Source organism: [Roseibacterium] beibuensis (assembly GCF_039542305.1).
In the GTDB taxonomy this organism is placed as follows: Bacteria; Pseudomonadota; Alphaproteobacteria; order Rhodobacterales; family Rhodobacteraceae; genus Roseibacterium; species Roseibacterium beibuensis.
In genome coordinates, this window is the sequence record NZ_BAABHW010000007.1 from 15957 (window position 1) to 41483 (window position 25527).

Annotated in this window: 28 protein-coding genes; 19 read left to right on the plus strand and 9 right to left on the minus strand. The window is 65.9% G+C overall.

Annotated elements, in window-relative coordinates; genetic code table 11:
* Positions 1-37 precede the first annotated feature (37 nt).
* Positions 38-772, minus strand: coding sequence for a gamma-glutamyl-gamma-aminobutyrate hydrolase family protein (locus ABD923_RS17450; protein WP_259554220.1), 735 nt, complete (start codon positions 770-772; stop codon positions 38-40).
* Positions 769-1722 carry an amidoligase family protein gene (locus ABD923_RS17455; protein ID WP_345229558.1) on the minus strand — a complete coding sequence of 318 codons (954 nt, stop codon included), beginning with the start codon at positions 1720-1722 and terminating at the stop codon, positions 769-771. The genes ABD923_RS17450 and ABD923_RS17455 overlap by 4 nt, the downstream gene beginning before the upstream one ends.
* Positions 1723-1824: 102 nt before the next feature.
* Between ABD923_RS17455 and ABD923_RS17460 the strand changes: the two genes are divergently transcribed.
* Positions 1825-2487 carry a ferredoxin reductase domain-containing protein gene (locus ABD923_RS17460; RefSeq protein ID WP_259554218.1) on the plus strand — a complete coding sequence of 221 codons (663 nt, stop codon included), beginning with the start codon at positions 1825-1827 and terminating at the stop codon, positions 2485-2487.
* A gap of 42 nt (positions 2488-2529) precedes the next feature.
* On the opposite strand, the gene ABD923_RS17465 is transcribed toward ABD923_RS17460, so the two are convergent.
* Positions 2530-2796 (minus strand): DUF7218 family protein, encoded by a 267-nt coding sequence (locus tag ABD923_RS17465; RefSeq protein ID WP_259554217.1) that lies wholly within the window; start codon positions 2794-2796, stop codon positions 2530-2532.
* A 122-nt stretch (positions 2797-2918) separates the two neighbouring features.
* On the opposite strand from ABD923_RS17465, the gene ABD923_RS17470 reads away from it, so the two are divergent.
* Positions 2919-4121 (plus strand): DUF2254 domain-containing protein, encoded by a 1203-nt coding sequence (locus ABD923_RS17470; RefSeq protein WP_259554216.1) that lies wholly within the window; start codon positions 2919-2921, stop codon positions 4119-4121.
* On the opposite strand, the gene ABD923_RS17475 is transcribed toward ABD923_RS17470, so the two are convergent.
* The 4 genes from ABD923_RS17475 to ABD923_RS17490 are packed head-to-tail and all read right to left on the minus strand — an operon-like array spanning position 4122 to position 8040.
* Positions 4122-5051 carry a metal ABC transporter permease gene (locus tag ABD923_RS17475; RefSeq protein WP_259554215.1) on the minus strand — a complete coding sequence of 310 codons (930 nt, stop codon included), beginning with the start codon at positions 5049-5051 and terminating at the stop codon, positions 4122-4124.
* Positions 5048-6265 carry a metal ABC transporter permease gene (locus ABD923_RS17480; RefSeq protein ID WP_259554214.1) on the minus strand — a complete coding sequence of 406 codons (1218 nt, stop codon included), beginning with the start codon at positions 6263-6265 and terminating at the stop codon, positions 5048-5050. The genes ABD923_RS17475 and ABD923_RS17480 overlap by 4 nt, the downstream gene beginning before the upstream one ends.
* 9 nt (positions 6266-6274) lie before the next feature.
* Positions 6275-7069 (minus strand): metal ABC transporter ATP-binding protein, encoded by a 795-nt coding sequence (locus tag ABD923_RS17485; RefSeq protein WP_259554213.1) that lies wholly within the window; start codon positions 7067-7069, stop codon positions 6275-6277.
* A 17-nt stretch (positions 7070-7086) separates the two neighbouring features.
* Positions 7087-8040 (minus strand): metal ABC transporter solute-binding protein, Zn/Mn family, encoded by a 954-nt coding sequence (locus ABD923_RS17490; protein WP_259554212.1) that lies wholly within the window; start codon positions 8038-8040, stop codon positions 7087-7089.
* A 344-nt stretch (positions 8041-8384) separates the two neighbouring features.
* Between ABD923_RS17490 and ABD923_RS17495 the strand changes: the two genes are divergently transcribed.
* From ABD923_RS17495 to ABD923_RS17505, 3 genes are read left to right on the plus strand one after another with little or no spacing between them, the layout of a single operon-like run.
* The gene (locus ABD923_RS17495) at positions 8385-9377 is read left to right on the plus strand and encodes an ABC transporter substrate-binding protein (protein WP_259554210.1); all 993 of its coding nucleotides are present in this window, start codon (positions 8385-8387) and stop codon (positions 9375-9377) included.
* Entirely contained in the window at positions 9377-10228 is an 852-nt protein-coding gene (locus ABD923_RS17500) for an ABC transporter permease (RefSeq protein ID WP_259554208.1), read from the plus strand. The genes ABD923_RS17495 and ABD923_RS17500 overlap by 1 nt, the downstream gene beginning before the upstream one ends.
* The gene (locus ABD923_RS17505; RefSeq protein ID WP_259554206.1) at positions 10225-11016 is read left to right on the plus strand and encodes an ABC transporter ATP-binding protein; all 792 of its coding nucleotides are present in this window, start codon (positions 10225-10227) and stop codon (positions 11014-11016) included. Before ABD923_RS17500 ends, ABD923_RS17505 begins: the two co-directional genes overlap by 4 nt.
* A 6-nt stretch (positions 11017-11022) precedes the next feature.
* On the opposite strand, the gene ABD923_RS17510 is transcribed toward ABD923_RS17505, so the two are convergent.
* Complete coding sequence (locus tag ABD923_RS17510) at positions 11023-11907, minus strand: LysR substrate-binding domain-containing protein (protein WP_259554204.1); 885 nt, start codon at positions 11905-11907, stop codon at positions 11023-11025.
* 190 nt (positions 11908-12097) lie between these two features.
* Between ABD923_RS17510 and pcaC the strand changes: the two genes are divergently transcribed.
* The 12 genes from pcaC to ABD923_RS17570 all read left to right on the plus strand — a co-directional run bounded on the left by pcaC (position 12098) and on the right by ABD923_RS17570 (position 22913).
* Positions 12098-12493 carry a 4-carboxymuconolactone decarboxylase gene (gene pcaC / locus ABD923_RS17515; RefSeq protein WP_222187238.1) on the plus strand — a complete coding sequence of 132 codons (396 nt, stop codon included), beginning with the start codon at positions 12098-12100 and terminating at the stop codon, positions 12491-12493.
* Positions 12475-13200, plus strand: a complete 726-nt coding sequence (gene pcaH, locus ABD923_RS17520) for a protocatechuate 3,4-dioxygenase subunit beta (RefSeq protein WP_259554203.1) — start codon at positions 12475-12477, stop codon at positions 13198-13200. The genes pcaC and pcaH overlap by 19 nt, the downstream gene beginning before the upstream one ends.
* A gap of 1 nt (position 13201) precedes the next feature.
* The gene (pcaG, locus tag ABD923_RS17525; protein ID WP_259554202.1) at positions 13202-13801 is read left to right on the plus strand and encodes a protocatechuate 3,4-dioxygenase subunit alpha; all 600 of its coding nucleotides are present in this window, start codon (positions 13202-13204) and stop codon (positions 13799-13801) included.
* 14 nt (positions 13802-13815) lie between these two features.
* Positions 13816-15126, plus strand: coding sequence for a lyase family protein (locus tag ABD923_RS17530; RefSeq protein ID WP_259554201.1), 1311 nt, complete (start codon positions 13816-13818; stop codon positions 15124-15126).
* Complete coding sequence (pobA, locus tag ABD923_RS17535; RefSeq protein ID WP_259554200.1) at positions 15123-16295, plus strand: 4-hydroxybenzoate 3-monooxygenase; 1173 nt, start codon at positions 15123-15125, stop codon at positions 16293-16295. Before ABD923_RS17530 ends, pobA begins: the two co-directional genes overlap by 4 nt.
* A 36-nt stretch (positions 16296-16331) precedes the next feature.
* Positions 16332-17360 carry a TRAP transporter substrate-binding protein gene (locus tag ABD923_RS17540; protein ID WP_259554199.1) on the plus strand — a complete coding sequence of 343 codons (1029 nt, stop codon included), beginning with the start codon at positions 16332-16334 and terminating at the stop codon, positions 17358-17360.
* Positions 17361-17364: 4 nt separating this feature from the next.
* Positions 17365-17856: a TRAP transporter small permease gene (locus tag ABD923_RS17545; protein WP_259554198.1), complete on the plus strand. Its 492-nt coding sequence runs from the start codon at positions 17365-17367 to the stop codon at positions 17854-17856.
* Positions 17856-19211 (plus strand): TRAP transporter large permease, encoded by a 1356-nt coding sequence (locus tag ABD923_RS17550; RefSeq protein ID WP_259554197.1) that lies wholly within the window; start codon positions 17856-17858, stop codon positions 19209-19211. The genes ABD923_RS17545 and ABD923_RS17550 overlap by 1 nt, the downstream gene beginning before the upstream one ends.
* 36 nt (positions 19212-19247) lie before the next feature.
* Entirely contained in the window at positions 19248-20084 is an 837-nt protein-coding gene (locus tag ABD923_RS17555) for a 3-oxoadipate:acetyl-CoA acetyltransferase (RefSeq protein ID WP_259554196.1), read from the plus strand.
* Between the two features lie 559 nt (positions 20085-20643).
* Complete coding sequence (locus ABD923_RS17560; protein ID WP_259554195.1) at positions 20644-21297, plus strand: TetR/AcrR family transcriptional regulator; 654 nt, start codon at positions 20644-20646, stop codon at positions 21295-21297.
* Positions 21294-22163, plus strand: a complete 870-nt coding sequence (locus ABD923_RS17565) for a DUF6920 family protein (RefSeq protein ID WP_259554194.1) — start codon at positions 21294-21296, stop codon at positions 22161-22163. Before ABD923_RS17560 ends, ABD923_RS17565 begins: the two co-directional genes overlap by 4 nt.
* A gap of 111 nt (positions 22164-22274) precedes the next feature.
* On the plus strand, positions 22275-22913 hold the full coding sequence (locus ABD923_RS17570) for a LysE family translocator (protein WP_259554193.1): 639 nt from the start codon (positions 22275-22277) through the stop codon (positions 22911-22913).
* A 17-nt stretch (positions 22914-22930) separates the two neighbouring features.
* Here the strand turns inward: ABD923_RS17570 and ABD923_RS17575 are convergent, their stop codons facing one another.
* On the minus strand, positions 22931-23782 hold the full coding sequence (locus tag ABD923_RS17575) for a LysR family transcriptional regulator (RefSeq protein WP_259554192.1): 852 nt from the start codon (positions 23780-23782) through the stop codon (positions 22931-22933).
* A 139-nt stretch (positions 23783-23921) separates the two neighbouring features.
* Between ABD923_RS17575 and ABD923_RS17580 the strand changes: the two genes are divergently transcribed.
* Positions 23922-24554, plus strand: coding sequence for a LysE family translocator (locus ABD923_RS17580; RefSeq protein ID WP_259554191.1), 633 nt, complete (start codon positions 23922-23924; stop codon positions 24552-24554).
* Entirely contained in the window at positions 24551-25516 is a 966-nt protein-coding gene (locus tag ABD923_RS17585; protein WP_259554190.1) for an EamA family transporter, read from the plus strand. Before ABD923_RS17580 ends, ABD923_RS17585 begins: the two co-directional genes overlap by 4 nt.
* Positions 25517-25527 lie beyond the last annotated feature (11 nt).

A 25527-nucleotide genomic window follows, 5' to 3' on the forward strand; every position in this document is an offset into this window, starting at 1 on the left:
AAGAACGCCGCCAAAGCGCTGTGGTTCCCCAGTTTTTTCACCACACCATGCGATTGACACGGCGCTCGACCGTGGCGATCTGGCCCTGCCCGCTCCGGCAGCCTTCGGCGGCGGCCACCAGCGCCGAAAACAGCGCCCGGTGACGATGGGCATAAAAGATATGCTCGGGGTGCCACTGCACGCCGAGGGCAAACGGGTCGCGGGTCCGTTCGATGGCCTGAACCATGCCGCCACTGTCACGCGCGCTCACACGCAGGCCGCGTCCCAAGGCGCGGACCGACTGCCGGTGAAGCGCGTTCACGCGCATGGGCGAGGTTCCCGTGATCCGGGCCAGCCGGCTGCCGGAGTCGATATGGACCTCGCGGCGTGGCAGAATCGTCTTGTAGCGGCGCGACGGGTATTCGGCATAGGCATCCTGATGCAGCGTGCCGCCCAGCACGACGTTCAGCATCTGGGCCCCGCGGCAGATCCCCATCACGGGGCATTTCTCCTCCAGCGCGTCTTCGAGAATGCGTTTTTCCATGGCATCGCGCTCGGGGTCGAGACGCGCCTCGACGGTGAGAGTCCCTTTATAGAGCGTCGGCGCGATGTCATCGCCGCCACCGATCAGGACACCATCCACCTTCGACAGGTCCACGTCATCCTCGGCCTGCCATTTCACGGCGCGCCCACCGGCCAGCCAGATATTCAGCGCCATCAGCGGGAAAATGCGCCACCCGGTCCGGCGTGACACCGTCACGCCGATCCTCGGCTTGTCCTGTCGGGAATTCATGAGACGTCCCTCTCGCTGGTGGTGTCGAGGATGGTGGCAACCTCCTTGTGCCACGGCTTGCGCCCGAGTTTGGGCAGGCCGGTCCAATCCCGGCGCGCCTTGCGCAGCGCGGTCAACAGCGGCGCGTCGGACGCGACCGCCTCGACGGTGTTCCAACAATCCCAAGCCGGCATCACCGACCAGCCGTCTTCGTCGATGCGGCAGTCGGGCAAGCGAAAATGATAGGCCGGACGCGGTTTGACGGCAGTCAAACCATGAACGGCGTCGCTGACCTTATCCGCGTCGATCCCCTTGAAGATCGGCAGCATGTCGAGACCATGATCGCGCGTCGGCGCATGATCGAGGTACAGGTCGATCAACCCATCGAGCGTATCGGGGATGCCCCTTCCCAAGGCATCGACAAGGCTGTCGGGATAGGGCTGCACGAAAGGCAGCACGCGGCGCGACACGTCGATCGGGTCCTTCGCGCGAAAATGCTCTTCCAGCAACGCGTAGGAGGTCAGCACCCGCCCCAGGTGATCCGCCGTTTCCTCGGCGATCTCGACATTGAGGTGCAGGCCGAAGCCCAGCAGGATCCCGTCGCGCGACCCGATGGCGCCTGCATCGCGCAGCGCCGCGGTGCCGTCGTTGAAAAGAGGCAGGTGCCTGGGATCGAACGGTTCGGTGACCAGTTCGACCGGAACGACCTCGCGCATCAGGTGTTCGGCGGCCTTGCCCAACTCTGCGATCTTGTCGTCAAAGCGCGTGTCCAGATAGACCTCGCACGCGCCGAACTCTTGCGTTTCGCACACCCAGCGGCGCGCATCTGACTGACGCGCCGTGCCATCGACCGCGTCGGCAAAGACCAGCGCGGCCTCGGCCTCGGTCAACCCGGCGAATTCAAGCTCGAGTCCGATATGCCGTGTCCGCGCCGCCGTGCCCGCGTCTGTCTGCTCGTTTTTCTGTGTCATGACTGTCAAACGCCAGTCGGGCGGATTGGTTCCTTGTGAAATTACCGCCGCGGGAACCTGCGCGCAGGCCGCACGTTTGACCACCTGAACAGGAGGTTACAGATGACACATGCGATTACCCTGCAGGCGGTTGTGCCGCTGACCCACGATACGCGTTATTACGTGTTCAGCCGACCGCTGGAATTTGAGTTCACGCCCGGCCAGGCGACCGATGTGGCGCTTGATCGGGACGGCTGGCGCGCGGAACAGCGCCCCTTCACCTTCACCGGCGCCCCGGAGGCCAATGTCCTGACCTTCACGATCAAGAGTTATGCCGACCACGATGGCGTCACCAAGCGCTTATGGGAGTTGCAACCGGGCGACCGCATCCTGATCGAAGAGCCATGGGGCGCGATCCATGACGCCGGGCCGGGCACGTTCATCGCTGGCGGTGCGGGCATCACCCCGTTTCTCGGCATCTTGGGCGACCGCGCCCGGTCCGGCACGCTTAAAGACTGTCGCCTGATCTTCTCCAACAAGACCGAGGCCGACATCATCCTGAAACCCTACTGGGACACACTGAAAGACCTTGAGGTCGATTACCTTCTCAGCGCGCCCGAGGATGGCTCCCCCGGTCAAATGCCGGATGGGGATACGTTGGACGAACTGATCGGCGATTGGGAGCAGCGGTTCTACGTGTGCGGCCCGCCGCCGATGGAAGAGGCGGTCGTCGACCACCTGAAAAAGCGCGGTGTGTCCAGCGACCGCATCATTCAGGAAGAGTGACACGGAAAGGCCGGGGCAAATCCCCGGCCTTTCCTTTTTTTCTCAGTGAGAGCGTAGCGCCTCGATCAACTCGTTCTTGTCCATTTTCGACCGGCCTTCGATCCCGATCTCCTGCGCACGGTCCATGAGGTCGTCCTTCGTCCAGTCCTCGTAGGGCGGGGCCTTGCCGCCTTTTTCCGAGGGCGATTGCCGATCGTTGGCCTGCGCATTGGCGATGCGTGCCGCCTTTTCCTTGGACATGCCCTTGTCGCGCAGCGCCTCGTAGGTGTCTTCGTCCTTGATACTGGGGTTGGATGTGGTTTCTGCCATTTGATCCTCCGGAGACCTGTTGCGTTCCTCCGATCAACCCGGCCATCACCCGCACGGTTCCCATTGCCGGGGAACCGCGCGATGATCCACGCGTTGGCAGTTCACTCTTGCAAAGGGGCGTCATGGCCTATCGCGCTTTGATCCTGAAAACCCTGTCCGACATGCGGGCCAGCTACTGGTTCGTGCCGTCCTGCCTCGTCCTTGGGGCGGCGGCGCTGGCGGGCGGGATGCTGTGGCTCGACACGCATGCCGCGATCCTTGATACCCTCATGCCAAGCGACATGACCGATACGCAGATCGACGGGGCGCGCACCGTCTTGTCGGTGATCGCGCAATCGGTGATCGGCGTGGCGGGCGTGATGTTCTCGATCACGATGGTCGCGGTGTCCTTCGCCTCGGGCAATTTCGGGCCGCGGCTGATCGGGAATTTCATGCGCGATCGTGGCAACCAGTGGGCGCTTGGCATCCTGATCGCCACCTTCGTCTACACGCTGATCATCCTGCGCAGCCTTCAGGCCAGCTTGGATGGCGGCGTCGACGGGTTCGTGCCGCAACTGTCGCTCATGCTGGCGATGGGGTTGGCGATGCTGTCGGTCTTCGTGGTGATTTTCTACGTCCATCACGTGCCGGAAACGATCAACGTCTCCAACATCGCCGCCGGGCTGGGGCGGCGGTTTTGCGCGGCGATGGAGGCGACCGCCCACGATAACGGCACCGCACCGCCCCCACCCATCGCACGGGGCGAAGGAGAGGACATCACGCTGCACGGCGTCGGGTACGTGCAGCGCCTCGACCTCGACGTATTGGACGACATCGCAAAGGACAGATCCTTGACGATAGAGCTTCTGGCGCTTCCGGGCGGCTTCGCGCATGCAGGCAACCCGGTGCTGCGCGTTTCTGCCCCGGTCGACGACGAGACGCGTGCAGCGCTTCGCTCGGCTTTCGCCCTTGGCCCTGCCAAGACCGAAGATCAGAACCTGGTCTTCCTCGCCGAACAACAGGTGGAGATGCTGGCCCGCGCGCTTTCACCCGGCATGAACGATCCGCATACCGCGATCAATTGCATGAACTGGATGGCCGCCGGATTGGCCGCCGGGGCGGTGAAGGGCGACCACTTCGGCATCCAGAGCCGCGAGCGCCTCCGCGTGGAGGTGTTGGATTGGGACATCCTGCTGCAAGAGACCTTTGGCGCGGCCTGGGTCTATGCCAAGGACGACGCGTTGGCCCGCAAGGCCTGGGACCATGCGTTGGATCGCCTGGAACGCGGGCCGTCGAACGCCCTGCAAACGGCGGTTGCCGATCTGCGGGCGCGCTGCCTCGGGTAGTCAGCCCGTAGCGCCCTGCCCGACCCGGGCCCGCATCGGACCGGCGATGCAGGCCACCGCAAGGATCAGGCCCGAGACCGTTGCGATCATGCCCGCCGCGCTGACCGAGGCCGAAAAGCCCAGCCAGATCGGCCCGTAGCCCGCCAGCACATATCCCAGCGCCGCCGAAACGGTGGCGAAGACCAGGCTCCACCCCACCTGCGCGCCGAGCGAATTCGTCATCAGCCGCGCGGCCGCGGGTGGGCAGATGAACATCGCGATCACGATGATGGACCCCACGGCGTCGAAGGCCGCCACCGCCGCGATGGCCGCGGTCGAGACCAGCGCCAGGCCGATGATCGACACCGGCATGCCGAGAGAGCGGGCAAACCCCTCGTCGAAACTGGTCAGCTTGAGCGGACGCCAGAACAGCCACGTCAGCAGAGAGATGAGCGCCGCCACCAGCGCGATGCGCGGCAACTCGGGCGGCAATCCGGCAAGCGCCGCGGCATCCATCAGGGAGGACCAGCCGCTCGCGTCCAGCCAGATCAGCGACTCGAGGTTGCCCATCAGCGCGTGTTCCACGTCGAGATGGACGGCAGAGGTATCGGATTGCTCCAACAGCAACACCCCGCCCGCGAAAAGCGAGGTGAAGGTCACGCCCATCGCCGCGCCGGGTTCGATCCGGCCAAGCCTGCGGATCGCCTCGATCAGGATCACCGCGACCAGCGCCGCCACCGCGGCCCCGATCATCATCGGCATGGCCGCCACCGTTCCGGTCACGAGGAACGCCGCGACGATCCCCGGCAGGACCACATGGCTGATCGCATCCCCGATCAGCGCCTGCCGCCGCAGGATCAGGAAATTCCCCGGCAGAGCGCAGGCGATCGAGGCCAGAATGCCGATCAGGATCGGCGTCAGCGACAATTGGACGAATTCGGCCCCCATCATGCAGACCCTCCGACAACGCGCAGCCCGCCGATCCGGTTGTCGAAATCCTCGATCTCGTCCGGCGTGAACACGTCTTCGATCGGGGTCAGGCCGTCATACCGCCCGGTCAGGGCCGTATCATGATGCACGGCGCGCGCCACCTCCCACCGTCTTTCGTCACGGGCGATCTTTGCGGCCTGGGCGAGGCCTTCGTCGGTGGCGACGCCATCGGGGCGGATCAGCCCCTCTCCCTTCAGGATGCGCAAGGTCAGCGGGTCATGGATCGGCTCGGACCGAGACAGCGACAGCAGGCCCTGGCGGCGGTGCACTCGGGTCTGGAACCGCCGCCGCGCCTGCACGGCGGCCGCCACGCCGCGCGCCGGCGAGAAGAAAAGCGACAGAACAAAGAGCGCGGCAGACACCAGCACGATGATCGGCCCGGTCGGCAGATCCGGGGCCGAGGCGGACAGCGCCGCGCCGACATAGCCCGCCACGGCGCCCACCCCTCCGGCAAGCCACACCACGCGGTCCGCGCGCTCGGTCCAGAACCGGGCCGTGACCGGCGGGATGATCAGCATCGCCACGATCAGGATCAGCCCCACCAGCTTGAGGCCGATCACCGTCACCGCCATGACCAGCCCCATCATCGCAAGGTCGACGCGGCGTAGGTTCACGCCGCGCGCCGCTGCATATTGTGCGTCGAAGGCCACCAGCGTCATGGGCCGCCGCAAAAGCCAGACCAGCCCCACCACGACGCTGCCCGCCACCGCGATCAGGATCGCGTCCTGTCGCAGCATCCCCGCGGTCGAGCCGAGCAGGAAGCTCTCCAACCCGGCCTGGCGGCCCGCGCTCATGCTCTGGATTATCGTCAAGAGAACGATCCCGAGGCCAAAGAAGGAGGACAGCACCGCCCCGATGGCCGCATCCTCGGGCAGGCGCGTCTTGCGGCTGATCCACTCGACGGCCAGTAGCCCCAGCCAGGCGCTGATGGCAGAGCCAAGCAGCAAGCCAAGGAGGCTGCGCCCGTCGCCACCCATCAAGACCATGGTGATAAAGGCAAGGCCAACACCCGGCAGGGTCGCATGGGCCACCGCGTCAGAGACCAGCGCGCGCTTGCGGAGGAACAGGAAGGCCCCGGCGGCCCCCGCCGCGAAGCCCAGCAAGGTCGCCCCGATCGCCACCAGCCCGGCATTGTAACCGGCTTGCAAGGTCAGTGCGGCCCAGATGCCCTGCATCCCGCTGCCTCAGCTTGCCGAAAGCGCGAGGCGGTCAAGCTGTGTCGCCGCAAGCCGCCCGCCATAGGCCTTGGTCAGGGTTTCGGGCGTGAAGGCCTCGGCAATCGGCCCCTCGGCCACCCGGCGCAGATTGATCAGCAGGACGTGATCGAAATATTGCGGCACGGTCGACAGGTCGTGGTGCACCGCGATGACGGACCGACCCTCGTCCTTCAATGACTTGAGCACATCGATGATCGCACGCTCGGTGGCGGCATCGACCCCGGCAAAGGGCTCGTCCAGCAGGTACAGGTCGGCCTCCTGCGCCAAGGCCCGGGCAAGGAACACCCGCTGCTGCTGACCGCCCGACAATTGCCCGATCTGGCGATCCGCGAAATCGGCCATGCCGACCCGGTCGAGGCAGGCGCGCGCCTGGTCGCGATGCCCGCCCGTGATGCGCCGCCAAAGGCCCAACCGGCCATAAAGGCCCATCAGGACCACGTCGATGGCGGTGGTCGGGAAATCCCAGTCCACACTCGCCCGCTGCGGGACATAGGCGATGCGATCGCGCACCTGGTCGACGGGGCGTCCAAAGACCGTCACCTCGCCCGAGACGCGCGGGATGAGATCCAGCGCCGCCTTGAGGAACGTGGATTTGCCGGCCCCGTTGGGACCGACAATCGCCGACATCCGACCGGCCGGAAAGGTCGCATCGAGGGAGAACAAGGCGGGTTTCTCGCCGTAGGTCACCGTCAGCCCGCGCACCGCGAGGGGGCTGCGGGGATCGAGGCCGCCCTCGGCGCCGCTTTGGTCAGATGCTGTCATGTCCGGCTCGATCCTTTTCAGTTCATGCCCAAATGGCCTGCGAACCCGGCATCGGGCGCGCTGCCGCCCAGGGCGCGGGCAATCGTCGTGACGTTATGGTCGATCATGCCCAGCCACGTGCCCTCGTAGGTGCCCGGCTCGCCCATGGCGTCGGAGAACAGCTCGCCGCCGATGACGACCTCGTGCCCTTGCGCGGCGGCCCCTTCGATCAGGGCGCGGATGTTGCGATCCGAGACGGAGGTTTCGACGAAAACCGCGCCGACCTCACGCGCGACGATCATGTCGACCAGTTCGGCAATCCGCTGCAAGCCTGCCTCGCTTTCGGTCGAAATCCCCTGAATCCCGACCACGTCGAAGCCATACGCCTCGCCGAAATAGCTGAAGGCGTCATGGGCCGAGATCAGGACCCGCGACGCTTCGGGCACCGACCCGAGCACATCTTCCGAATATTCGCCGAGGGCCGCGAGTTGCTCGAGATAGGCGTCCGCGTTGCGGTCGAACTCCCCGGCATGGTCCGGGCTGGCCTCGGTCAGGGCCGCGGCCACCGTCTCGACCACGTAGGACCATCGCGCCGGGTCCATCCAGACATGCGGGTCGAACCGGTCGGCATAGTCTTCATTGGCAAGGCGCATCTCGACCGGGACGCCTTCGCCCACCGCAACGACCGGCTGGCGTTCGGCCAGATCGAGCAAAAGCTGCTCAAGCTGCGCTTCGAGGTAGAGCCCGTTCCAGAGGATCAGGTCGGCGCGGCTGAGCGCGACGATATCCGAGCGCGTCTGGCGATAGGCATGGGGGTCGACACCCGGCCCCATCAGCGCGCTGACCTCGACCACGTCGCCGCCGACAACGCGGGCGACATCGGCGATCATTCCCGTGGTCGCGACCACGTTCAGCCGCTCTTGTGCGGCGGCACCGAATGGGAAACTGGCGGCACAGGCCGCCACAAACCCGAAGAACGTTCTTCTTAGCATCGTCAGTCAGACCTTTTCACGAAGGACGCCGCCCGAGATCGGAGCGCGCGTCACCGCCGTCGAGATGAATATGAGAACCATTCTCACATTGGTCAAGGAAATTGCGAATGATTTGCAAAAACACTTCAAAGCCCCGGAGCAAGAGGCCCCTGCCCCATTCTACGTGGTGTGAGTCAACAGGTCTGCAAGGCCGGATTGCGGATAGGCCAGAGACGCGGCGTCGTGTCCGGCGATTACATCCTGCATTGAAAAACATTCCCGCGCTGGAATGTTTGTTGATCTGCGTCAACCATCTTCACCCGCAATCATCATAAAGACGAACCGACATCCCTGAGGAGAGCGCCATGACGACCACCCGCCGCCAGTTCATGAAAACCACCGCCGGTGCGGCGGGCCTGACGCTCGCCGCGCCTGCGCTGCTGCACGCGACGGGCGCCCGCCTGCCCCGCCTTGCCATGCAGGCGCCCGGGTCCGGCCCCGGCATCCTGATCTCCCACGCCCTGGCCATCGGCGCCTTCGAAGACGTGGCCGACGAGGTGGAGTTCAGCCTGTGGCGCACGGGCGACGAGATGCGTGCGAACCTCGTGTCGGGGGACGTGCCGGTCACCGTGGTGCCGACGCAGGGTGGCGGCAGCCTCTATAACCGGGGGTTCGGCGTTCAGCTTATCTGCACGCTGACCGATGGGCATTGCGGCCTCGTCGCGCGCGATGTCGAGAACCCGCAAGTACCCGACCTGCGCGGACTGCGCGTCGTCGTTCCGGCCTTCAACGATTTCACGGGGCACATGATGCGCCTCGCGCTGGCCCATCACGGCGTGGGCTTGGACGAGGTGGAGCTGATCCCGGCCACGACCCAGATGGAGGCGGGGCAGGTCTTTCTCGCGGGGCGTGCCGATGCGGCGCTGCTGGCCGAACCCGGTGCCAGCGCCGTGCTGGCACGCGGCGCCGCGGACGGGCAGACCCTGTATCGCGGCCGGCAGATGCGTGACGAATTGGGCGAGATCACCGGATTGCGCGCCGCGCTGCCGCAGGCCGCGCTGGCGATCCGATCGGATTTTGCCGCCGACCATCCGGGGCTGGCCGAGGCGCTCTACGAAGGGCTTTCTGCCGCCGCGACCTCGTTGAACGCCGATCCGGCCACGGCCGCCGCCAATGCCGCCCCGCGCCTCGACCGGCCGGCGCCGATCCTCGAGACCGCCATTCCCTACTGCAACATCACCGCGATCCGCGCATCCGAGGCGCGGCCGGTGATCGAGGCCCTGTACCAGGCCCTTCTGGACGCCGACCCCGGCATCCTGAACAATGCCATGCCCGATGACGGGTTCTACGCGATCTGATGCGGGCGGGCCTCAAAGCCCTTGGCGCGCGGGCCGACCGCCTGCGTGTCCCGCCCGAGGAACTGGTGGAAACCGGGCTTGTCCTGCTGGGCCGCTGGCTGTGGCGAGTGGGGCCCGGGATCATCGGTGTCGCGCTGTTCCTTGGCCTATGGCAGTTGGGGAACCGCGCCTATGGCAGCTTCATCCTCCCCTCGCCGCTTGAAACGGGCCGCGCCATTCTCGGCGTTCTGTCCTCGCCCGAGGGCTGGGGCCTGATCGCGGGAACGGTGGCGCGTGTGGGGCTGGCCCTCGGTTTCGCGGCGCTCTTCGGCGTGGGGCTGGGCCTGGCATCGGGGTATGCCCGGCTGCTGCGCGGGATGCTGGCGCCGGTCTCGACCATTCTGCTGGGCATGCCGGCCACGGCCTGGGTCATCCTGACGATGATCTGGTTCGGGCCGTCCCATGCCTCGATCGTCTTTACCATAGCCATGGTGACGACCCCGCTCCTCTATATCGGGACGGTCGACGCGGTCCTGACCCGCGACCGCCGGCTGGAGGATATGGCCGCCGCGTTCGGCGCCGGGCCATGGCGGCGGTTTTCCAACGTCGCCCTGCGCCAGATCCTTGCCACCTTGGCCCCGGTGACGGGGATCACCCTGGCGCTCGGGTTCAAGGTGGCGATCATGGCGGAACTGGTGGCCAATGTCGCCGGGTTGGGCGGGGCCCTGGCCACGGCGCGCGCACATATGGATATCGACCGGGGGCTTGCCTATGTCGCGCTGACGGTCGCGGCCCTGTTGGCGGTCGAGTACGGGTTGATCCGCCCGTTCCAGCGCCGCGTCGGGCAGTGGAAACGCGGGGGCCTGATATGAGCAAGCTGGTGCTTGTGACGGTCACCCACGCTTTCGACGGGCGCACCGTGCTGCGCGACGTGTCGCTGGTCACCCAGCCGGGCGAAATGGTGGCGCTGGTCGGCCCCTCGGGCAGCGGGAAAAGCACCCTGGCGGCGATTGCGGCAGGCATCCTGCGCCCGCAATCGGGCCGGGTGATGCGGCTCTACCAGCGGCACGGGATGGTGTTTCAGCAATCCCGCCTGCTGCCTTGGGAAACCGCGCGCGGCAATATCGCCTTTCCGTTGCTCATGGACGGGATGAACAAGGCGGAGGCGACCGCCCGCGCCGAAGAGGCCGCCTTGGCGGTGGCGCTGCTGCCCAGCGACCTCGACAAGATGCCCGACCAGTTGTCGGGCGGGATGCGGGCGCGGGTCGCGATTGCCCGGGCCCTTGCGGTCGCGCCGGACTTCCTGATCTTCGATGAACCTTTCGCGGCGCTGGACCCGGCCCTGCGACGGCGGATGCAGGACCTCGTGATCGACCTGAGCGCGCGTTTCGGCTTTGGCGGGCTGTTCATCACCCACGACCTGTCCGAGGCGGCGCGGGTCGCCGACCGCATCGCCGTGCTGGACCGCAAGGGCGACGGGATCATCGGCGCACTGACCCCCGAAGGCACGCCGGGCGCGCGGCGCGAGGCCGATATCTTCGCCTTCGTGCAGCGCGAGATGACCGGAAATCCGCTTCTGGCCGATCTCGTCAACGTGGACGAGCGCGCGTTGGATTACGACTGCGCCTGCGACACGCTTGGGCCGCGGCGCTGCTGTTAGGCCGGTTTAGTTTGATGCGGCCGCGTGGAGCAGTTCGATCAGATAGTCGGCATTGGCGGTCGTCTCGGCCCCCTGCCGCAAGGTGATGCCCACCGCGCCGGACATGTACCCCGCGCCAAGGTCGAAGGTGGAAAGGTTGCCCGAAGACAGTTCACGCGCCACCACGCCGCGCGAGATGAACCACAGCATGTCCGTATCCAGCAGCAAGGGCAGCGCCAGGTTCGGCGACACGGTTTCAAGGATCGGGCGCAGATCGGCGAGGCCTTGCGCCGCAAGGAACCCGTCCACGATCTTGCGGATGATCGACTCGCGCGTCGGCAGAATGACCGGGTTGGCGCGAACGGCCTCGGCCACGTCGGTCTTCAGGCCGGGATGTCCCGCCCTGGCCACCAGCTCGATGGAATCCTCGTAGAGAAACGCAAAGCGCAATCCCGCCATCTCGGAGGGTTCGGGCATGCGCCCCACCATCAGGTCTATATCCCCCCGCCTCAGCCGATCCAGCAGGTAACCATGCGGCCCGGTGGTGACCGAGATCACGCTGGCAGGGCGATCATGCGCATAGCGCCGCGCGACATCGGGAAAAAGGCTCGCCGCGACCGTGGGCAGAAGCCCAACGGACAATGTCTCGGTCGCCCCGTCGCCCGAAATCGCCTGAAGGCCGCTTTCAAGACTGTGCACCGCGTCAAGCGCGTGGCGTCGAAACAGGGTGCCCGGCACGGTCAGGGTCATCTTGCGCCCCGTGCGGTCGAACAGCGGGTGGCCGACGATGCGCTCGATATCGGCGAGCGTCTTGGACAAGGCAGGCTGCGACACATGCAGCCGGCGCGCGGCGGCGCTGACCGTTCCCGCCTCGGCGATTGCGAGAAAGACGCGGACATGACGCAGGCTCAAGGCGTGAGGTATAACCATTTGTTATGGGTAGCGCCGATATTTCTATTTTCAATCACGAATTGGTCACGTCATACCTGCCCTTGGAAGGATTTTCACGCATGCAAGCAGTGACGAGCGCAGCGGCGCGCAAGACCTGTCGCAAAGCTTTGTGCGACCTCTGCGCCGAGGGACAACACCGGAGACCGCGCCGATGAACCAAAGACACGACACCGGAATGAAGGTGCGGCGGCGCGTGCTCGGCGACGATCATGTCGACCGCGCCGAGGCGCGCACCAGTGCGTTCGACGCCCAGTTCCAGAGCCTGATCACCGAGGCCGCTTGGGGCCATGTCTGGGCATCGGACGGGATCAGCGACCGCGAACGCTCGATGCTGACCATCGCGCTTCTGGCGGCAATGGGGAATTTCGAAGAGATCCCGATGCATGTGCGCGCCACGGCCCGCACCGGCGCCACGCCGCGCGATATCGCCGAGGCGCTCCAGCATGTTGCGATCTATGCCGGCGTGCCCCGCGCGAACCACGCCCTGAAACTCGCCAAGGCAACCTACGATGACATGGAGGCAGCCGAATGTCGCAAGGAAGACTGATCCCGCGGGACCGCTCGGCGCATCCGGTCGCCTACGATCCCCAATACAAGACGAGCGTCACCCGCTCGCCCTCCCTGCCCCTGTTGTCGCTGGAGTCCACGCCGACCGAGGAAACCGGCCCGCGCTTCGGCCATTCCGATCTCGGCGCGCTGGACCACGACCTGATCCGCAACTGGACAAAGGGCAAGGCCGAAGCCATCGGCGAGCGCATTCTCGTGCATGGCCGCGTGACGGATGAAACCGGGCGCGGCATTCCCGGCGCATTGGTCGAGGTCTGGCAGGCCAATGCGGGCGGCCGCTACCGCCACAAGAAGGACGGCTACCTCGCGCCGCTCGACCCGAATTTCGGCGGCGCCGGACGCTGCCTGTCCGACGAGACGGGCGCCTATGCCTTCTTCACGATCAAACCGGGCGCCTACCCCTGGCCCAACCGTGGCAATGACTGGCGGCCTGCGCATATCCATTTCGCGCTGTCGGGCCCGTGTTTCGGCCAGCGTCTGATCACCCAGATGTATTTCGAGGGAGACCCGCTGATCCATCGCTGCCCCATCGCGGCCACGGTCAAGGACCGCGGGCAACTCGACAGCCTCGTGGCGCCGCTGGACATGAGCCAGGCGCGCCCGCTCGATCACCTCGCCTATCGCTTCGACATTGTCCTGCGCGGGCGGCGTCAGGCGTGGTTCGAAAACCGTCCGGAGGGGATGTGACATGGTGCAGAAACTGACCCAATGGCGCGAAACGCCGTCGCAGACCGCTGGTCCCTACGTCCATCTTGGCCTGATGCCGACCTGGGCGGGCAATGCCGGGGCGTATGAAAAGGAACTCGGCCAAAGCCCGATTGCCGAGGGCGCAAAGGGCGAGATCATCGAGATCGCCGGTCAGGTGCTGGACGGCACCGGCTGGCCGCTGCGTGACGCGCTGATCGAAAGCTGGCAGGCCGACGCAGAGGGCCGCTTCCCCGGAACCGACGGGGCCGATCCGGCTGTCAGCGGCTTCTGCCGCTTCGCCATCGACCCCGAGAGCGCGGAATTCACCCTGCGCACGGTCAAGCCCGGCGCGGTCAGCCTGCCCGATGGCCGGGTTCAATCGCCCCATATCGCGCTCTGGATCGTGGCGCGCGGGATCAACATGGGCCTTCAGACCCGCATCTATTTCGAGGATGCCGACCGCGATGCCGACCCGGTCCTGTCGCGGATCGAACAGCGCGACCGGGTCGAGACCCTGATCGCCAAGCCGCAGGGCGATGGCCGCTATCGGTTCGACATTCGCCTGCAAGGGCCGGCCGAAACCGTGTTCCTGGACATGTAAGGCGACCTGGCGCGATGTCCCTTTCCCCCCTCGACAGCCCGATGTGGCAGGATCTGTTCGGCAGCGCGATGGCCCGCGACTGCCTCGGCGACGACGCGCTCGTCGCCGCCATGATCCGTGTCGAGGTGGCCTTGGCCGAGGCCTGTGAGGCGCAAGGCCTCACACCGGAGGGAAGCGGCGCACGGATCGCCTCGGCGCTGTCGGACGCCCCCCTTTCGCCCGCCGACCTGGCCGAGGGGGCCGCGCGGGACGGTGTGCCGATCCCTGCCCTTTTGGCCGCGCTGCGCGCGCGGCTCGACGCGCAGGCGGCCGACGCGCTCCATTGGGGTGCTACGTCTCAGGATATCGTGGACAGCGCGACCGTGCTCTGCCTGCGCGACTTCGCGGCCCGGATGGGCACCGAGGCCGACGCCGTGCTGGACCGTCTCGCCGAGCTTGCCGGCGCCGAGGCGGAGACGGTGATGCTGGCCCGCACCCGGACACAAGGGGCCGTGCCCACCACCTTCGGCGCCGTGGTCGCCGATTGGGGGATGGGATTGGCCGACGCCAAGGAACGTCTGACCGAAGCCGCCGCGCGCCTGTGCGACCTGTCCCTGCATGGGGCCGCCGGAACCGATGGCGCCCTCGGGGCCCGGGCCGACGCGATCCGCGATGATATGGCTGGACGGCTTGGACTGAAGGCCAACCCGACCCCGTGGCACCGTCAGCGCACCCGCATCTCCGATTTCGCTGCCGCATCCGCCGCCATCGCGATGCAGGCCGGACGGATCGGGGCCGACCTCGCCCTTCTCGCGGCAACGGGCATCGCGGAACTGCGCCTCTCGGGTGGCGGATCGTCGGCCATGCCGCACAAGGTGAACCCGGTGCGCGCCGAAGCGGCGCAGTCGCTTGCCCGTTTCGCGGCGCATCTTCAGGGCGCGGTGACCGAGGCCGCGCTCCATGTCAGCCAGCGCGACGGCGCGGCCTGGGGGCTCGAATGGCTCTCGCTGCGGCCGCTCTGCGGGGCCTCGGCGGCGGCCCTCGACAACATCGCCCGCGCGCTCGACGGGTTGCAGCCGAACCGCGCGGCGATGGCGCAAAACCTCGCCAACGCCGGCATCGGCCCGTTCTCGGAACGGCTGAGCTACCTGCTTGCCGCCCAAATGCCACGCAGCGATGCGCGCGACGCAATGGCCCGGGCGCTGGCCACCGATGACCCCGTCGCAGCGCTGCGCGCCGCGTATCCCGAACTCAACTGGACCGACGCGATGGACCCGTTGGCCGCCGCAGGCCACGCGCCGCGGCTGGCCCGAGCTTTCTCCACATCAAGAGGACCAACGACGTGAAGACACAGGTCGCCATCATCGGCGGCGGTCCGGCCGGGCTGCTGCTGTCGCAACTTCTGCACCTCAGCGGGATCGACTCGGTCGTTCTGGAACGCCGCTCGCGGGACTACGTGCTGGGCCGTATCCGCGCAGGCGTGCTGGAATCGGGCAGCGTGAAGGTTCTGACCGAGGCGGGCGTGGGCGACCGCCTTGCCGCCGAGGGTCAGCCGCATGACGGGGTCGAATTCAGCTGGCATGACGAACGCCTGCGCATCGACCTCGCGGCGCTGACCGGGACCACCGTCACCGTCTACGGCCAGACCGAAGTGACGCGCGACCTTTATGCCGCGCTGGATGCCCGCGGGGCAGAGGTGATCCACGAGGCCGAGGTGCTGCGCATCGAAGGGGTCGAGACGGATGCGCCCGTCGTGGTGTACCGGCAGAACGGCGCGGAACACCGGCTTGAGGCGCGCTTCGTCGCGGGGTGTGACGGCTTCCACGGCCCGTCGCGCAAGGCCATGCCGGATGGTGTGCGGCAGGAATTCGAACGCGCCTACCCGTTCGGCTGGCTGGGCCTGCTGTCAAAGACACCGCCCGCCGCACCCGAATTGATCTATGCCGCCCATGAGCGCGGCTTTGCCCTGTGCTCCATGCGCTCCGACGAGGTCAGCCGCTACTACGTGCAGGTGCCGGTCGAGGAAAAGGTCGAGGATTGGACGCCCGACCGTTTCTGGGACGAATTGCGCCGCCGTATCCCCGCCGACGTGGCCGACGGCATGGTGACCGAGGGCGAGGTGCTGGAAATGTCCGTCGCGCCGCTGCGGTCCTTCGTGTCCGAACCGATGCGCCACGGATCGCTGTTTCTGGCGGGCGACGCGGCCCATATCGTGCCGCCAACCGGGGCCAAGGGCCTCAACCTCGCGGTCTCGGACGTGTATTACCTGCACCGGGCATTGGACCGGTTCTTCAACACCGGTGCGGCAGATGGCATCGACAGCTATTCCGAGACGGCGCTTGCCCGCGTCTGGAAGAGTGAACGGTTCTCGTGGTCGTTGACCCAGATGATGCATGATTTCCCGCAACTCGGCCCTTTCGAGAAGCGGATGCAAAAGGCCGAGTTCGACGACCTTGTGCGCTCGGAAACCGCCCGAAAGGGACTTGCGGAAAACTACATCGGGCTGCCTTTCTAGGCCCGGCAGACGTCTGAGAATCCAAGGGAGGATGACATGAAGACCAAGACGACGCTTTCGGCCCTGGCACTGGCCGCCGCGATGGCCAGCCCGGCCGCCGCGCAGGACTATACCCTGACGCTCCACCATTTCCTCGGCGAACGCTCGCCCGCCCATCGTCAGATGCTTGTGCCCTGGGCAGAACGGGTCGAGGAACTCAGCGGCGGCGCCGTCGATATCGAGGTCTATCCCTCGATGACGCTCGGCGGCCGTCCGCCGGAACTGGCCGCGCAGGCCCGTGATGGCGTGGTGGACATGATCTGGACCCTGAACGGCTACACGCCGGGCCTTTTCCCGCGCACCGAGGTGTTCGAGCTGCCGACCGTGTTCCTGAACGATCCGGCGGCGGCCAACTTCGCCATGCGCGCGATGTTCGACGACTACCTCGCCGAGGATTATGCAGGCCTCGAAGTCATGTTCCTGCACGCCCATGCCGGCAACGCCTTTCACATGGTCGATGACGAGGTGCGCAGCCCCGCGGATCTCGAGGGCATGAACCTGCGCACCCCGTCGCGCAGCGGCGCATGGGTGATCGAAGCCCTTGGGGCCAACCCCGTCGCCATGCCGGTGCCGGAACTGCCGCAGGCGCTGTCGCGCGGCACGGTCGATGGCGCCCTGATCCCGTGGGAAATCATCCCGCCGCTGCGGCTGCAGGAGCAGACCGAGTACCAGGTCGAAGGGGCCGACATGGCGCGGTTCGGCACCTCGATCTTCCAGGTCTCGATGAACCAGGCCACCTGGGACGGCCTGCCCGAGGATATCCAGGCCGCCTTCCGCGAGGCGTCGAACGAGGCATGGCTGCAAGAGGTCGGCGATATCTGGCGCGCGGCCGATGACTTCGGCATCAACATGGCGACCGAGGCCGGCAACACGCATATCGTGCTGTCCGAGGAAGAAACCGAGGCCATGATGGCGCCGCTGGCCGGCGTCGTCGACCGCTGGATCGAGGAAGTCTCGGGTTCCGGCGTGGACGGCGCCGCCTTGGTCGAGGCCGCCCGCGCCGCCATCGACGCGGCGGGGAACTGAACCGATGGGGACGACGGGTACACCGCTCTGGCGGGGGCTGGCACGCGCCATCGACACCTGGGCCCTGCTCGGCGGGCTCGTGCTCGTCGTCCTCGTTTTCGTGAACGTCTGGTCGGTCTTGGGCGGCGCCTTGGGCATCGCCTTTGCCGGTGACGTGGAACTGACGGAAATGGGCGTGGCGGCCGCCGCCTTCGCCTTTCTCCCCTTCTGCCAGTTGCACCGGCAGAACGTGCGCGCGGACCTCTTCACCGAGAAGGCCGGACCGGGCCTGCGCCGGACGCTCGACAGCATCGGCTCCGCCATCGCGCTCGGCTTTGCGGCGCTGCTGCTCTGGCGGATGTATTTCGGCCTCGTGGACCAGATGACCTACAGCTACTCCAGCACCATCCTGCAAATTCCGATGTGGTGGGTCTATGTTCCGATCCTCGTCTCGCTCGGCCTGTTGATCCTGGCCGCGGCCATGACCCTTTTCGAAGATATTCAAGGGGAACAGTGATGGACCCGATCACGCTTGGCGCGTTGGGCCTCGCCGCCCTTATCCTTCTGCTCGTCCTGCGCATCCCCATCGCCTACGCGATGATCCTTGTCGGCGCGATCGGCACCACGATGCTGAGCGGGCCGAACATCCTGCTCGCGCAGCTCAAGACACTGGCCTATGGGCAGTTCTCGATCTACGACCTGTCGGTCGTGCCGATGTTCGTCCTGATGGGCGCGCTGGCGGTGAAAACGGGACTGAGCAAGGACCTTTTCCGCGCCGCGAACGCGTGGTTCGGCTGGATGCGCGGCGGCACGGCCATGGCCTCGATCGCGGCCTGTGCGGGCTTTGGCGCGGTCTGCGGCTCGTCGCTGGCCACCGCCTCGACCATGGGCAAGGTCGCCCTTCCCGAGTTGCGGCGCTACAACTACTCCCCTGCCCTCGCCACCGGCTCCATCGCGGCGGGCGGTGTACTGGGCATCCTGATCCCGCCCTCCGTCGTGCTGGTGATCTACGCCATCATCGTCGAGGCCAATGTCGTCACCATGTTCATGGCGGCGCTGATCCCCGGCATCCTCGCCGTGATCCTGTTCCTGCTGACCATCGCCATCTACGTGCGGATCCGGCCCGACGCGGGCCCCGCCCATGGCGCGGGCAGCCGGGCGGAGTTCATGGCCGCGACGCGCGGCATGATCCCTGTCCTGATCGTTTTCGGCATCGTCATCGGCGGCATCTATGCCGGCCTCTACACCCCGACCCCGGCGGCGGCGATCGGCGTCTTCGTCGTGTTCGTCTTCGGGATGGTCAAGAAGCAACTCAGCTGGCGCAGCATCCTCGATTCGCTGCGCGAAACGGCCTCGACCACCGGCATGATCTTCCTGATCCTGCTGGGTGCGGAACTGCTCAAGATCTTCATGTCGCGCGCGGGCGTTCCGCAATTCGCCGCCGATTGGGCGGTGAACTCGGGGCTCACGCCGATGATGGTGCTGCTGATCCTTCTTCTAGCGCTGATCCTGCTGGGCTGCCTGATGGACTCGCTGTCGATGATCCTTCTGGTGCTGCCCTTCTTCTGGCCGGTGCTGGTGGCGATGAACGGCGGCGATTACCAGCCTGCCGAGGGCGCGGGCTATGGCATGTCGACCGAGCACCTGAAGATCTGGTTCGGGATATTGGCGCTGGTCGTGGTGGAACTGGGCCTGATCACGCCGCCGGTTGGGATGAACGTCTTCGTCATCTCCTCGCTGGCGCGCGATGTGCCGATGTCGACCACGTTCCGGGGCGTGGCCCCGTTCTTCGCCTCCGAGATCGTGCGGGTGGGCATCCTGATTGCCTTCCCGTGGCTCACCCTTGGATTGCCCCTGTTGTTGCAGGGCTGAACCGGGTATCTCCGGAAAAAAATGCGGGAGGAAACCATGACCAACCCAGCCATCATCTGTGTCGCGATCACTGGCTCGGTGCCCACCAAGGCAGACAACCCGGCGGTCCCGGTCACCATCGCCGAGCAGGTTGAATCCACCCACGCGGCGTTCGAGGCCGGCGCGTCCATCGCCCATTGCCACGTGCGCGACGACGCGGGCAAACCCACCTCGGACCCGGAGCGTTTCGCCAAGCTCAAGGAAGGGATCGAGGCGCATTGCCCCGGCATGATCGTGCAACTCTCCACCGGTGGCCGCTCGGGCGCGGGGCGCGACCGGGGGGGCATGCTCCCGCTGGCGCCCGACATGGCGTCGCTCTCGGTGGGGTCGAACAACTTCCCGACGCGCGTCTATGAAAACGACCCCGCGCTGGTGCAATGGTTGGCCTCCGAGATGCGCAAATACGGCGTGAAGCCCGAGATCGAGGCCTTCGACCTCAGCCACATCTTTCAGGCCAAGCTGATGCAGGAGCGTGGCGAGCTGGAAGGCACCCCTTACGTGCAATTCGTCATGGGCGTGAAAAACGCGATGCCCGTCGACCGGCGCGTCTTCGATTTCTATGTCGAAACGGTCCATCGCCTGTTCGGTGACGACGCCCCGTGGTGCGCCGCCGGGATCGGGCGGCACCAGGCCGATCTGAACGAATGGGCGGCCGAGGCCGGGGGCCATCTGCGCACCGGGCTTGAAGACAATATCCGCCTCGACCGCGACACGCTGGCACCGTCGAACGCGGCGCTGGTCAAGCGCGCGGTGGAGATCGTCGAAAAGGTCGGCCGCAGCGTGGCCACCCCCGCCGAGGCGCGCGAGATCCTCGGACTGCGCAGCGCGGCCTGAGGCACGATCCACGAAGGCTCAGGGGGCTGCGGCGCCCACGCTCGCAACGGCAAGGCCGGAGACCGCAAACCACGCGGGCAGGCTTGCAGGCGACGTGGTTCTGAGCCCCACATCGGGTACGAAGCCGCGCCCCAAGGCTGTATCGATCCGGTCTTCAATCGTGCCGAGCATTGACGGACCTCGGAGTTCCAATGGCTTGGACTTGGCCTGACAAACGCATCAGCCCGATAAGCGCTTTGCGCCGCTGCCCCGAAATACCGTTCTTCGCAGAATAAAACTGCATTTGCGCAGAATTCGGCTGACATTCAGGCGACCGCCCCGCCGATGAGACGCGACGTCGGCGCCTGTGTCTTCAAAGCACTCGTCTCCTCGGATCATCGAGCGCTGCTGCGGGTCGGCGCGGGTCGTCGGCCCCGCCTGAGCGACCTTCATCCTCCTTGACTCATTAATTTAATGCCATTAATTTATTGATCATAAGTTATGGAGCCAGTATGACGGAACACATCCGATCCAGCGCCTTCGCCACCAGCCCTCTGGTGCATCGAGGAAAGTTGACCTGATGGCGCGCCCCAGGAAGCAAGACGCCAGGGATCTCAGGCTGCTAGCGATCGATGCCGCGATCTCGTTGCTGACAGAGCGGCAGTCGCCGGATCTATCGATGGCAGAAGTGGCACGGATGATCGGCTGTTCGGCGCCGGCGCTTTATGCGCATTTCGCAGACAAGGACGACTTGCTCGACACTGTTCGACAAGCAGTGCTGGAGCGGCAAACCGCCGAAAAAAAGCGACGCTACGAAAGCCCGACGAAAAGCGCCCTCGAGAACCTCGCCGACGGCGGCCATGCGTATCTCGACAACGCGGCGCGCGCGCCGGCGATTTATCGGTTGATCTATTGCCGGACGCCGAAGCCCGAAAAGGCGACCGAAGCAGCCTCCCGTCCGGCATTGACCGCGCTCGCGCGCGGTGTAGCGGCCTGTCAGGCCGAGGGCTATGCCACGAAGCATGCGCCAGAAGAAATGGCACGCCTGCTGTGGTCAATGGTTCATGGCGCAGCGCTGCTCGCTCTCGACAGCGCCGAAGGGCAGAAAGCCGATGCCTGGCGCGACGCCCACAGATGCGTGGATCTCGCCATGGCTCTGATCAGAAGCGAGGACACGGGAAGCCTCGGCCGTTCGATATCCGAGATCAACAAAACCGAGGGACCCGAAAGATGAAGTTGAAGAAGACGCTTGTCGCAACGGCAGCGGTCGTTCTGGCGACCGCTGGATACGTGGCTTACTCGACGCGCGCCACCGAGGCCGAGATCCGCGAATTGGAGGCTGCCGTGATGGAGGCAGCGCCACCGGCCGTCGCCGGGATTTCTGACAATGCGCTCGCTGAACTGCCTGCGCCGGTGCAGCGGTATTTCGCTTTCGTGTTTCCCGACGGGATCGGAGCGGCGCCGAGGTGGGTGACTTTCGAGCAGGCGGGCGATTTCCGGCGACCGCGGACGGAGGGCTTTCAACCCACAACTGCAAGGCAGGTGATCGCCACCGCGGCTCCGGACCTCGTTTTTTCTGCTGACACTCCACTCTGGGGGCCGATCTGGGCAACGGCCTATGACGCTTTCATTGGCGGCCAGATGGAGATGGGGGCTCGGCTCCTCTCGACTGTCTCCGTCATGCACGAAACGAGTTCACCGGAGCTCGACCGCATATCGCTGCGCCGATGGCTTCTGGAAACGCCGGTGAATCCTTATACGCTTCTGCCAGGCGGCCTCGTGCGCTGGGAGGCGATGAATGACGATGAGGCGCGCGCGGTCGTCGAAGCCCATGGCTACAGCGCAAGTCTCGTTGCAACATTCGACGCACGCGGCGCGCTCGTGAGTTTGCATGCCGAGCAGGACGGAGACCTCACCACCCCCTATCACGGGTCAGGCGAACACGTATCACGCGGCGATTATCGCCTCGTGGATGGTGTCCGGATCCCGATAAGCTTCGAAGTCTCGCGGATGGCGGATGGTGTCCGATATCCGTTCTGGACCGGGAGCATCACGAATATCGACTTTGTCGCCGATGATCTCGGCGCAGGCGAAAGCTGAAACAGGCAACTGCGCCACCCGAACTGCGGGCGACTTGCCGACAAGGGGCGTCGCCCGCCCGCGACATACGACCGCTCTCTCCACACCACCAGGCAAAAAGAAGACCACGTAATGGAACTGCTCTACCTATCATTTGCGCTCGTCGTCTTCGTCACTGCGGCGACGCCAGGTCCAACGGTCCTGCTTGCTCTGACCAACGGGTCGCGCTTCGGGGTTCCGCGCGCCGCCTTTGGCATGCTTGGTGCCGCCGCTTCGGATCTCGTGCTTATTTCCGCCGCAGCCCTGGGGCTCGGAGCAGTGCTTGCCGCATCGGCTTTCTGGTTCAATGTCGTGAAGTGGGTTGGTGTTGGCTATCTCGCTTGGCTTGGGTTCCAGTTGCTCAGGGCACGAGGGGAACTCGGGGTCGAATTGCATGGCGCGGCGCAGGGGAAACCGGCGACGGTCGCCGCGCCACATGCTCTCTTTCGCAAGAGCTTTCTAGTGGCCGTCACCAATCCCAAAGGATACTTGTTCGTCGCCGCGCTGCTGCCCCAATTCATCGACCAGGCGGCGCCGCTCGCACCGCAGTACGTGACGTTGGCGATCATCTTCGTGTGCATCGATCTGCTGGTGATGGCGACCTATGCAAGCGTCGGTGTGGGGATAGTGAAGTTTCTCGCGCCCGCCCGTGTGATGCTCCTCGAGCGCTGCTGTGGTGGTGTGTTGATCGCTCTCGCAGGGATCCTTGCAACGACGAGACGGGCGACGTGATGAGCCGGAATTCGTCTCTACGAGTGTGCGTCGAACAGGCCGACGAGCCATTCGTATGCGGTGCGAACCGCGGATGTCTCTCCGGTTTCAGGGTGGCGGAGCACCCAGATCTCGCGCTTCAGGACCGGCGCCCCGGACTGGACGATCCCTGCAACCGATTTCCCCAGTTCGACTGGAAGAACGGCGCGGCCGGCCCCGGCCGCGACCGCCAGCGCCATGGCCATCGGATCGTTCGACCGCAGAACCGGCTCAGCCCCCGCGAGCGCCTCTTCGACGTAGGCGGCCTCCGGGACATGTGAAAACCGTTTGGAATAGGTGACCCAGCCAAGTTCGGGCCGAGCCTGCCTGGGCTCGAACACGGCATAAGGAGCGACCCCGACCCGGCGGACGAGAAGCATGTCCGTGACATTCTGCGGTGCGCCGAGCCGGACGGCGATGTCGGTCTCCCAGTTCTCGAGCCGCACATTTGCCGGCTCGGTGTCCATCTCGATCGCAATGTTCGGCGCCGTCGCCTGCAAGGCGCCGATGCCGGGCGCGATCACGAAGCGGGCGATGGTTGGCGGCGCACTGATCCGGACGACGCCGCCGGGAGTGTCCTTGAGAGCTTCGACCGATATCCGGAAGGCGCGCTCCGCGTCTTCCATCGCGCGCGCATGGTCCAGCAACTGCAGACCCTCTCCGGTCAGCCTGAGCGCGCCATGCGCCCGCACGAACAAGGACAGGCCGACCGATTTTTCCAGCGCTTTCATCCGGCGACTGGCTGTTGTCGGGTCCATGGCGAGTAGGTCGGCCAGCGCATTGAGCGAACCGGCTCGATCCGCCGCAAGCAGCAGTTTCAGATCGTCCCAAGGCAGTCGCTCACGGTTCATTTCGGCATCGGTGCAGTTTCTTCCTGCACGATACCGCGTTCAGGCAGGTTTGAAAGCTCGTTAGTCTTCGGTCGAGTGTGCGGGCGCGATTGCGCCATCCGCCAGTCCTGCAACATCACGCCATGGAGGGCCGGCCGACGTGCCCGAGACATCTGCCACCTATGCTGCCTTCCTGACCTTCGCCTTCGTCAGTTCGATCACGCCCGGGCCCAACAACCTTATGATCCTCGCGTCGGGCGCCGCCTTCGGCTGGCAGCGAACGCTCCCGCATATCGTCGGCACGCTGCTGGGCTTCACCATCATGGTTGCGGCGGTAACGCTCGGTCTGGGCACGCTTCTGGGGCAAAACCCGAACGCGCTGGACGTCATGCGCTACGCAGGTGCGGCTTGGCTACTCTGGCTTGCCTGGCGGCTCGCGCAACCGGCGCTGCAGAGGCCGTCGCGGGCCGCATCGGTAGCGGAGCCACCCGCAGACGCACGACCGATGACCGCCATGCAGGCGGCGCTGTTTCAGTGGGTGAACCCGAAGGCCTGGACGATGATCGTCGGCGCCAGCGCCGCGTTTTCCGGCCTGTCGTCGGAGCCCGTGCAGCGGGCGGCAGTGATGACGCTCACCTTTCTGGCTGTAGCGCCCATCTGCATCGCACCGTGGCTGCTCGCCGGAAACGCCGTCAAGCGGCTGATGTTGAATGGCGCGCACGCACGCCTGATTTCACTCGCTATGGCTTGCATCGTCGCGGTAACTGCGATCACCACGGTCGCTGCGGGATGAGAGCACTGCGAGGGTCCAATGCATATGAGGGGATCATCTGGTGCCTGATCTTCGTCGTTCTCGACGCCTGTCAGGCGGTCTATCTCGGCGCGTATCTGCAGGAGATCGACAGCTTCCTTCTTGGGGGCCTCGTCTTCGGCTCGGCGGCGGTGTTCTGCCTGTGCTGGTCCGCGATCCGTACCCCACACCAGCTGAGGCTTGCGTGCGCCGAGTGGCAGGACGTCCTCGGGCTCAATCTTACCGTTACCTTCGGCTGGCTCCTCTACTTCTTCGGCGTCCAGCTTATCGAGCCGGCCGTGGCCTTTACGCTCTTCTCCGGCGCCATCCCCGTCGCGACGGTCGCGCTGTCCTACCTCGGGGTGGCCGAAGCCGAGGCACCGCGAAACAGGTCCGAGTGGGTCGGGCTGGGCATCATCACGTCGGCTCTCGTGTTTCTCGCGGGCATAACGTTGCTCGGGTTCAGCGGTTTTGTCCGCGGCGAAGAGACGGCCGCGATCTCGGGTCTGATCGCGTCCTTCGTCGGCGGCGTGTTCATCACCGGCATGCTGCTCTATGGGCAGCGACTGCATCGCAAGGGCCTCGGCCCCACGACGCAGTTCGGGCTTCGCTTTCCGCTTTTCCTCGGGGCGACCTTCGTGGGGTACATGCTGGGACTCGACGCCAAGGGGCCTGTCACCTGGCAGGACCTGCTCGTCGCCTATGCCTTTGGCATGCTGCTTCTTGCCTTCCCGATCTACGCCGTTCAGAAGGCCATCTCGCTGACGACCTCCCTGACGATTGCCGCCGTCGCATCGACGGCCCCCCTTCTGATCTTCGTCCTGCAGATGATCGAGGGCCGGGTCGATGTATCGCTGCTGACCTCGGCCGGTCTCATCGTCTTCTTTGGCGGCTCCCTCGTCTCGCTCTCGGGCGCTGCAGCGGCCATCTCGAAGCCACACCCCGACACGAACGCCGCCCCATGAGCCCCACAGCG

What these genes read in the sequence shown, in the direction of transcription:
- ABD923_RS17450 (WP_259554220.1), bottom strand. Translation starts at nt 772, where the DNA reads ATGAATTCCCGACAGGACAAGCCGAGGATCGGCGTGACGGTGTCACGC.
- ABD923_RS17455 (WP_345229558.1), bottom strand. Translation starts at nt 1,722, where the DNA reads ATGACACAGAAAAACGAGCAGACAGACGCGGGCACGGCGGCGCGGACA.
- ABD923_RS17460 (WP_259554218.1), top strand. Translation starts at nt 1,825, where the DNA reads ATGACACATGCGATTACCCTGCAGGCGGTTGTGCCGCTGACCCACGAT.
- ABD923_RS17465 (WP_259554217.1), bottom strand. Translation starts at nt 2,796, where the DNA reads ATGGCAGAAACCACATCCAACCCCAGTATCAAGGACGAAGACACCTAC.
- ABD923_RS17470 (WP_259554216.1), top strand. Translation starts at nt 2,919, where the DNA reads ATGGCCTATCGCGCTTTGATCCTGAAAACCCTGTCCGACATGCGGGCC.
- ABD923_RS17475 (WP_259554215.1), bottom strand. Translation starts at nt 5,051, where the DNA reads ATGATGGGGGCCGAATTCGTCCAATTGTCGCTGACGCCGATCCTGATC.
- ABD923_RS17480 (WP_259554214.1), bottom strand. Translation starts at nt 6,265, where the DNA reads ATGCAGGGCATCTGGGCCGCACTGACCTTGCAAGCCGGTTACAATGCC.
- ABD923_RS17485 (WP_259554213.1), bottom strand. Translation starts at nt 7,069, where the DNA reads ATGACAGCATCTGACCAAAGCGGCGCCGAGGGCGGCCTCGATCCCCGC.
- ABD923_RS17490 (WP_259554212.1), bottom strand. Translation starts at nt 8,040, where the DNA reads ATGCTAAGAAGAACGTTCTTCGGGTTTGTGGCGGCCTGTGCCGCCAGT.
- ABD923_RS17495 (WP_259554210.1), top strand. Translation starts at nt 8,385, where the DNA reads ATGACGACCACCCGCCGCCAGTTCATGAAAACCACCGCCGGTGCGGCG.
- ABD923_RS17500 (WP_259554208.1), top strand. Translation starts at nt 9,377, where the DNA reads ATGCGGGCGGGCCTCAAAGCCCTTGGCGCGCGGGCCGACCGCCTGCGT.
- ABD923_RS17505 (WP_259554206.1), top strand. Translation starts at nt 10,225, where the DNA reads ATGAGCAAGCTGGTGCTTGTGACGGTCACCCACGCTTTCGACGGGCGC.
- pcaC (WP_222187238.1), top strand. Translation starts at nt 12,098, where the DNA reads ATGAACCAAAGACACGACACCGGAATGAAGGTGCGGCGGCGCGTGCTC.
- pcaH (WP_259554203.1), top strand. Translation starts at nt 12,475, where the DNA reads ATGTCGCAAGGAAGACTGATCCCGCGGGACCGCTCGGCGCATCCGGTC.
- pcaG (WP_259554202.1), top strand. Translation starts at nt 13,202, where the DNA reads ATGGTGCAGAAACTGACCCAATGGCGCGAAACGCCGTCGCAGACCGCT.
- ABD923_RS17530 (WP_259554201.1), top strand. Translation starts at nt 13,816, where the DNA reads ATGTCCCTTTCCCCCCTCGACAGCCCGATGTGGCAGGATCTGTTCGGC.
- ABD923_RS17540 (WP_259554199.1), top strand. Translation starts at nt 16,332, where the DNA reads ATGAAGACCAAGACGACGCTTTCGGCCCTGGCACTGGCCGCCGCGATG.
- ABD923_RS17545 (WP_259554198.1), top strand. Translation starts at nt 17,365, where the DNA reads ATGGGGACGACGGGTACACCGCTCTGGCGGGGGCTGGCACGCGCCATC.
- ABD923_RS17550 (WP_259554197.1), top strand. Translation starts at nt 17,856, where the DNA reads ATGGACCCGATCACGCTTGGCGCGTTGGGCCTCGCCGCCCTTATCCTT.
- ABD923_RS17555 (WP_259554196.1), top strand. Translation starts at nt 19,248, where the DNA reads ATGACCAACCCAGCCATCATCTGTGTCGCGATCACTGGCTCGGTGCCC.
- ABD923_RS17560 (WP_259554195.1), top strand. Translation starts at nt 20,644, where the DNA reads ATGGCGCGCCCCAGGAAGCAAGACGCCAGGGATCTCAGGCTGCTAGCG.
- ABD923_RS17565 (WP_259554194.1), top strand. Translation starts at nt 21,294, where the DNA reads ATGAAGTTGAAGAAGACGCTTGTCGCAACGGCAGCGGTCGTTCTGGCG.
- ABD923_RS17570 (WP_259554193.1), top strand. Translation starts at nt 22,275, where the DNA reads ATGGAACTGCTCTACCTATCATTTGCGCTCGTCGTCTTCGTCACTGCG.
- ABD923_RS17575 (WP_259554192.1), bottom strand. Translation starts at nt 23,782, where the DNA reads ATGAACCGTGAGCGACTGCCTTGGGACGATCTGAAACTGCTGCTTGCG.
- ABD923_RS17585 (WP_259554190.1), top strand. Translation starts at nt 24,551, where the DNA reads ATGAGAGCACTGCGAGGGTCCAATGCATATGAGGGGATCATCTGGTGC.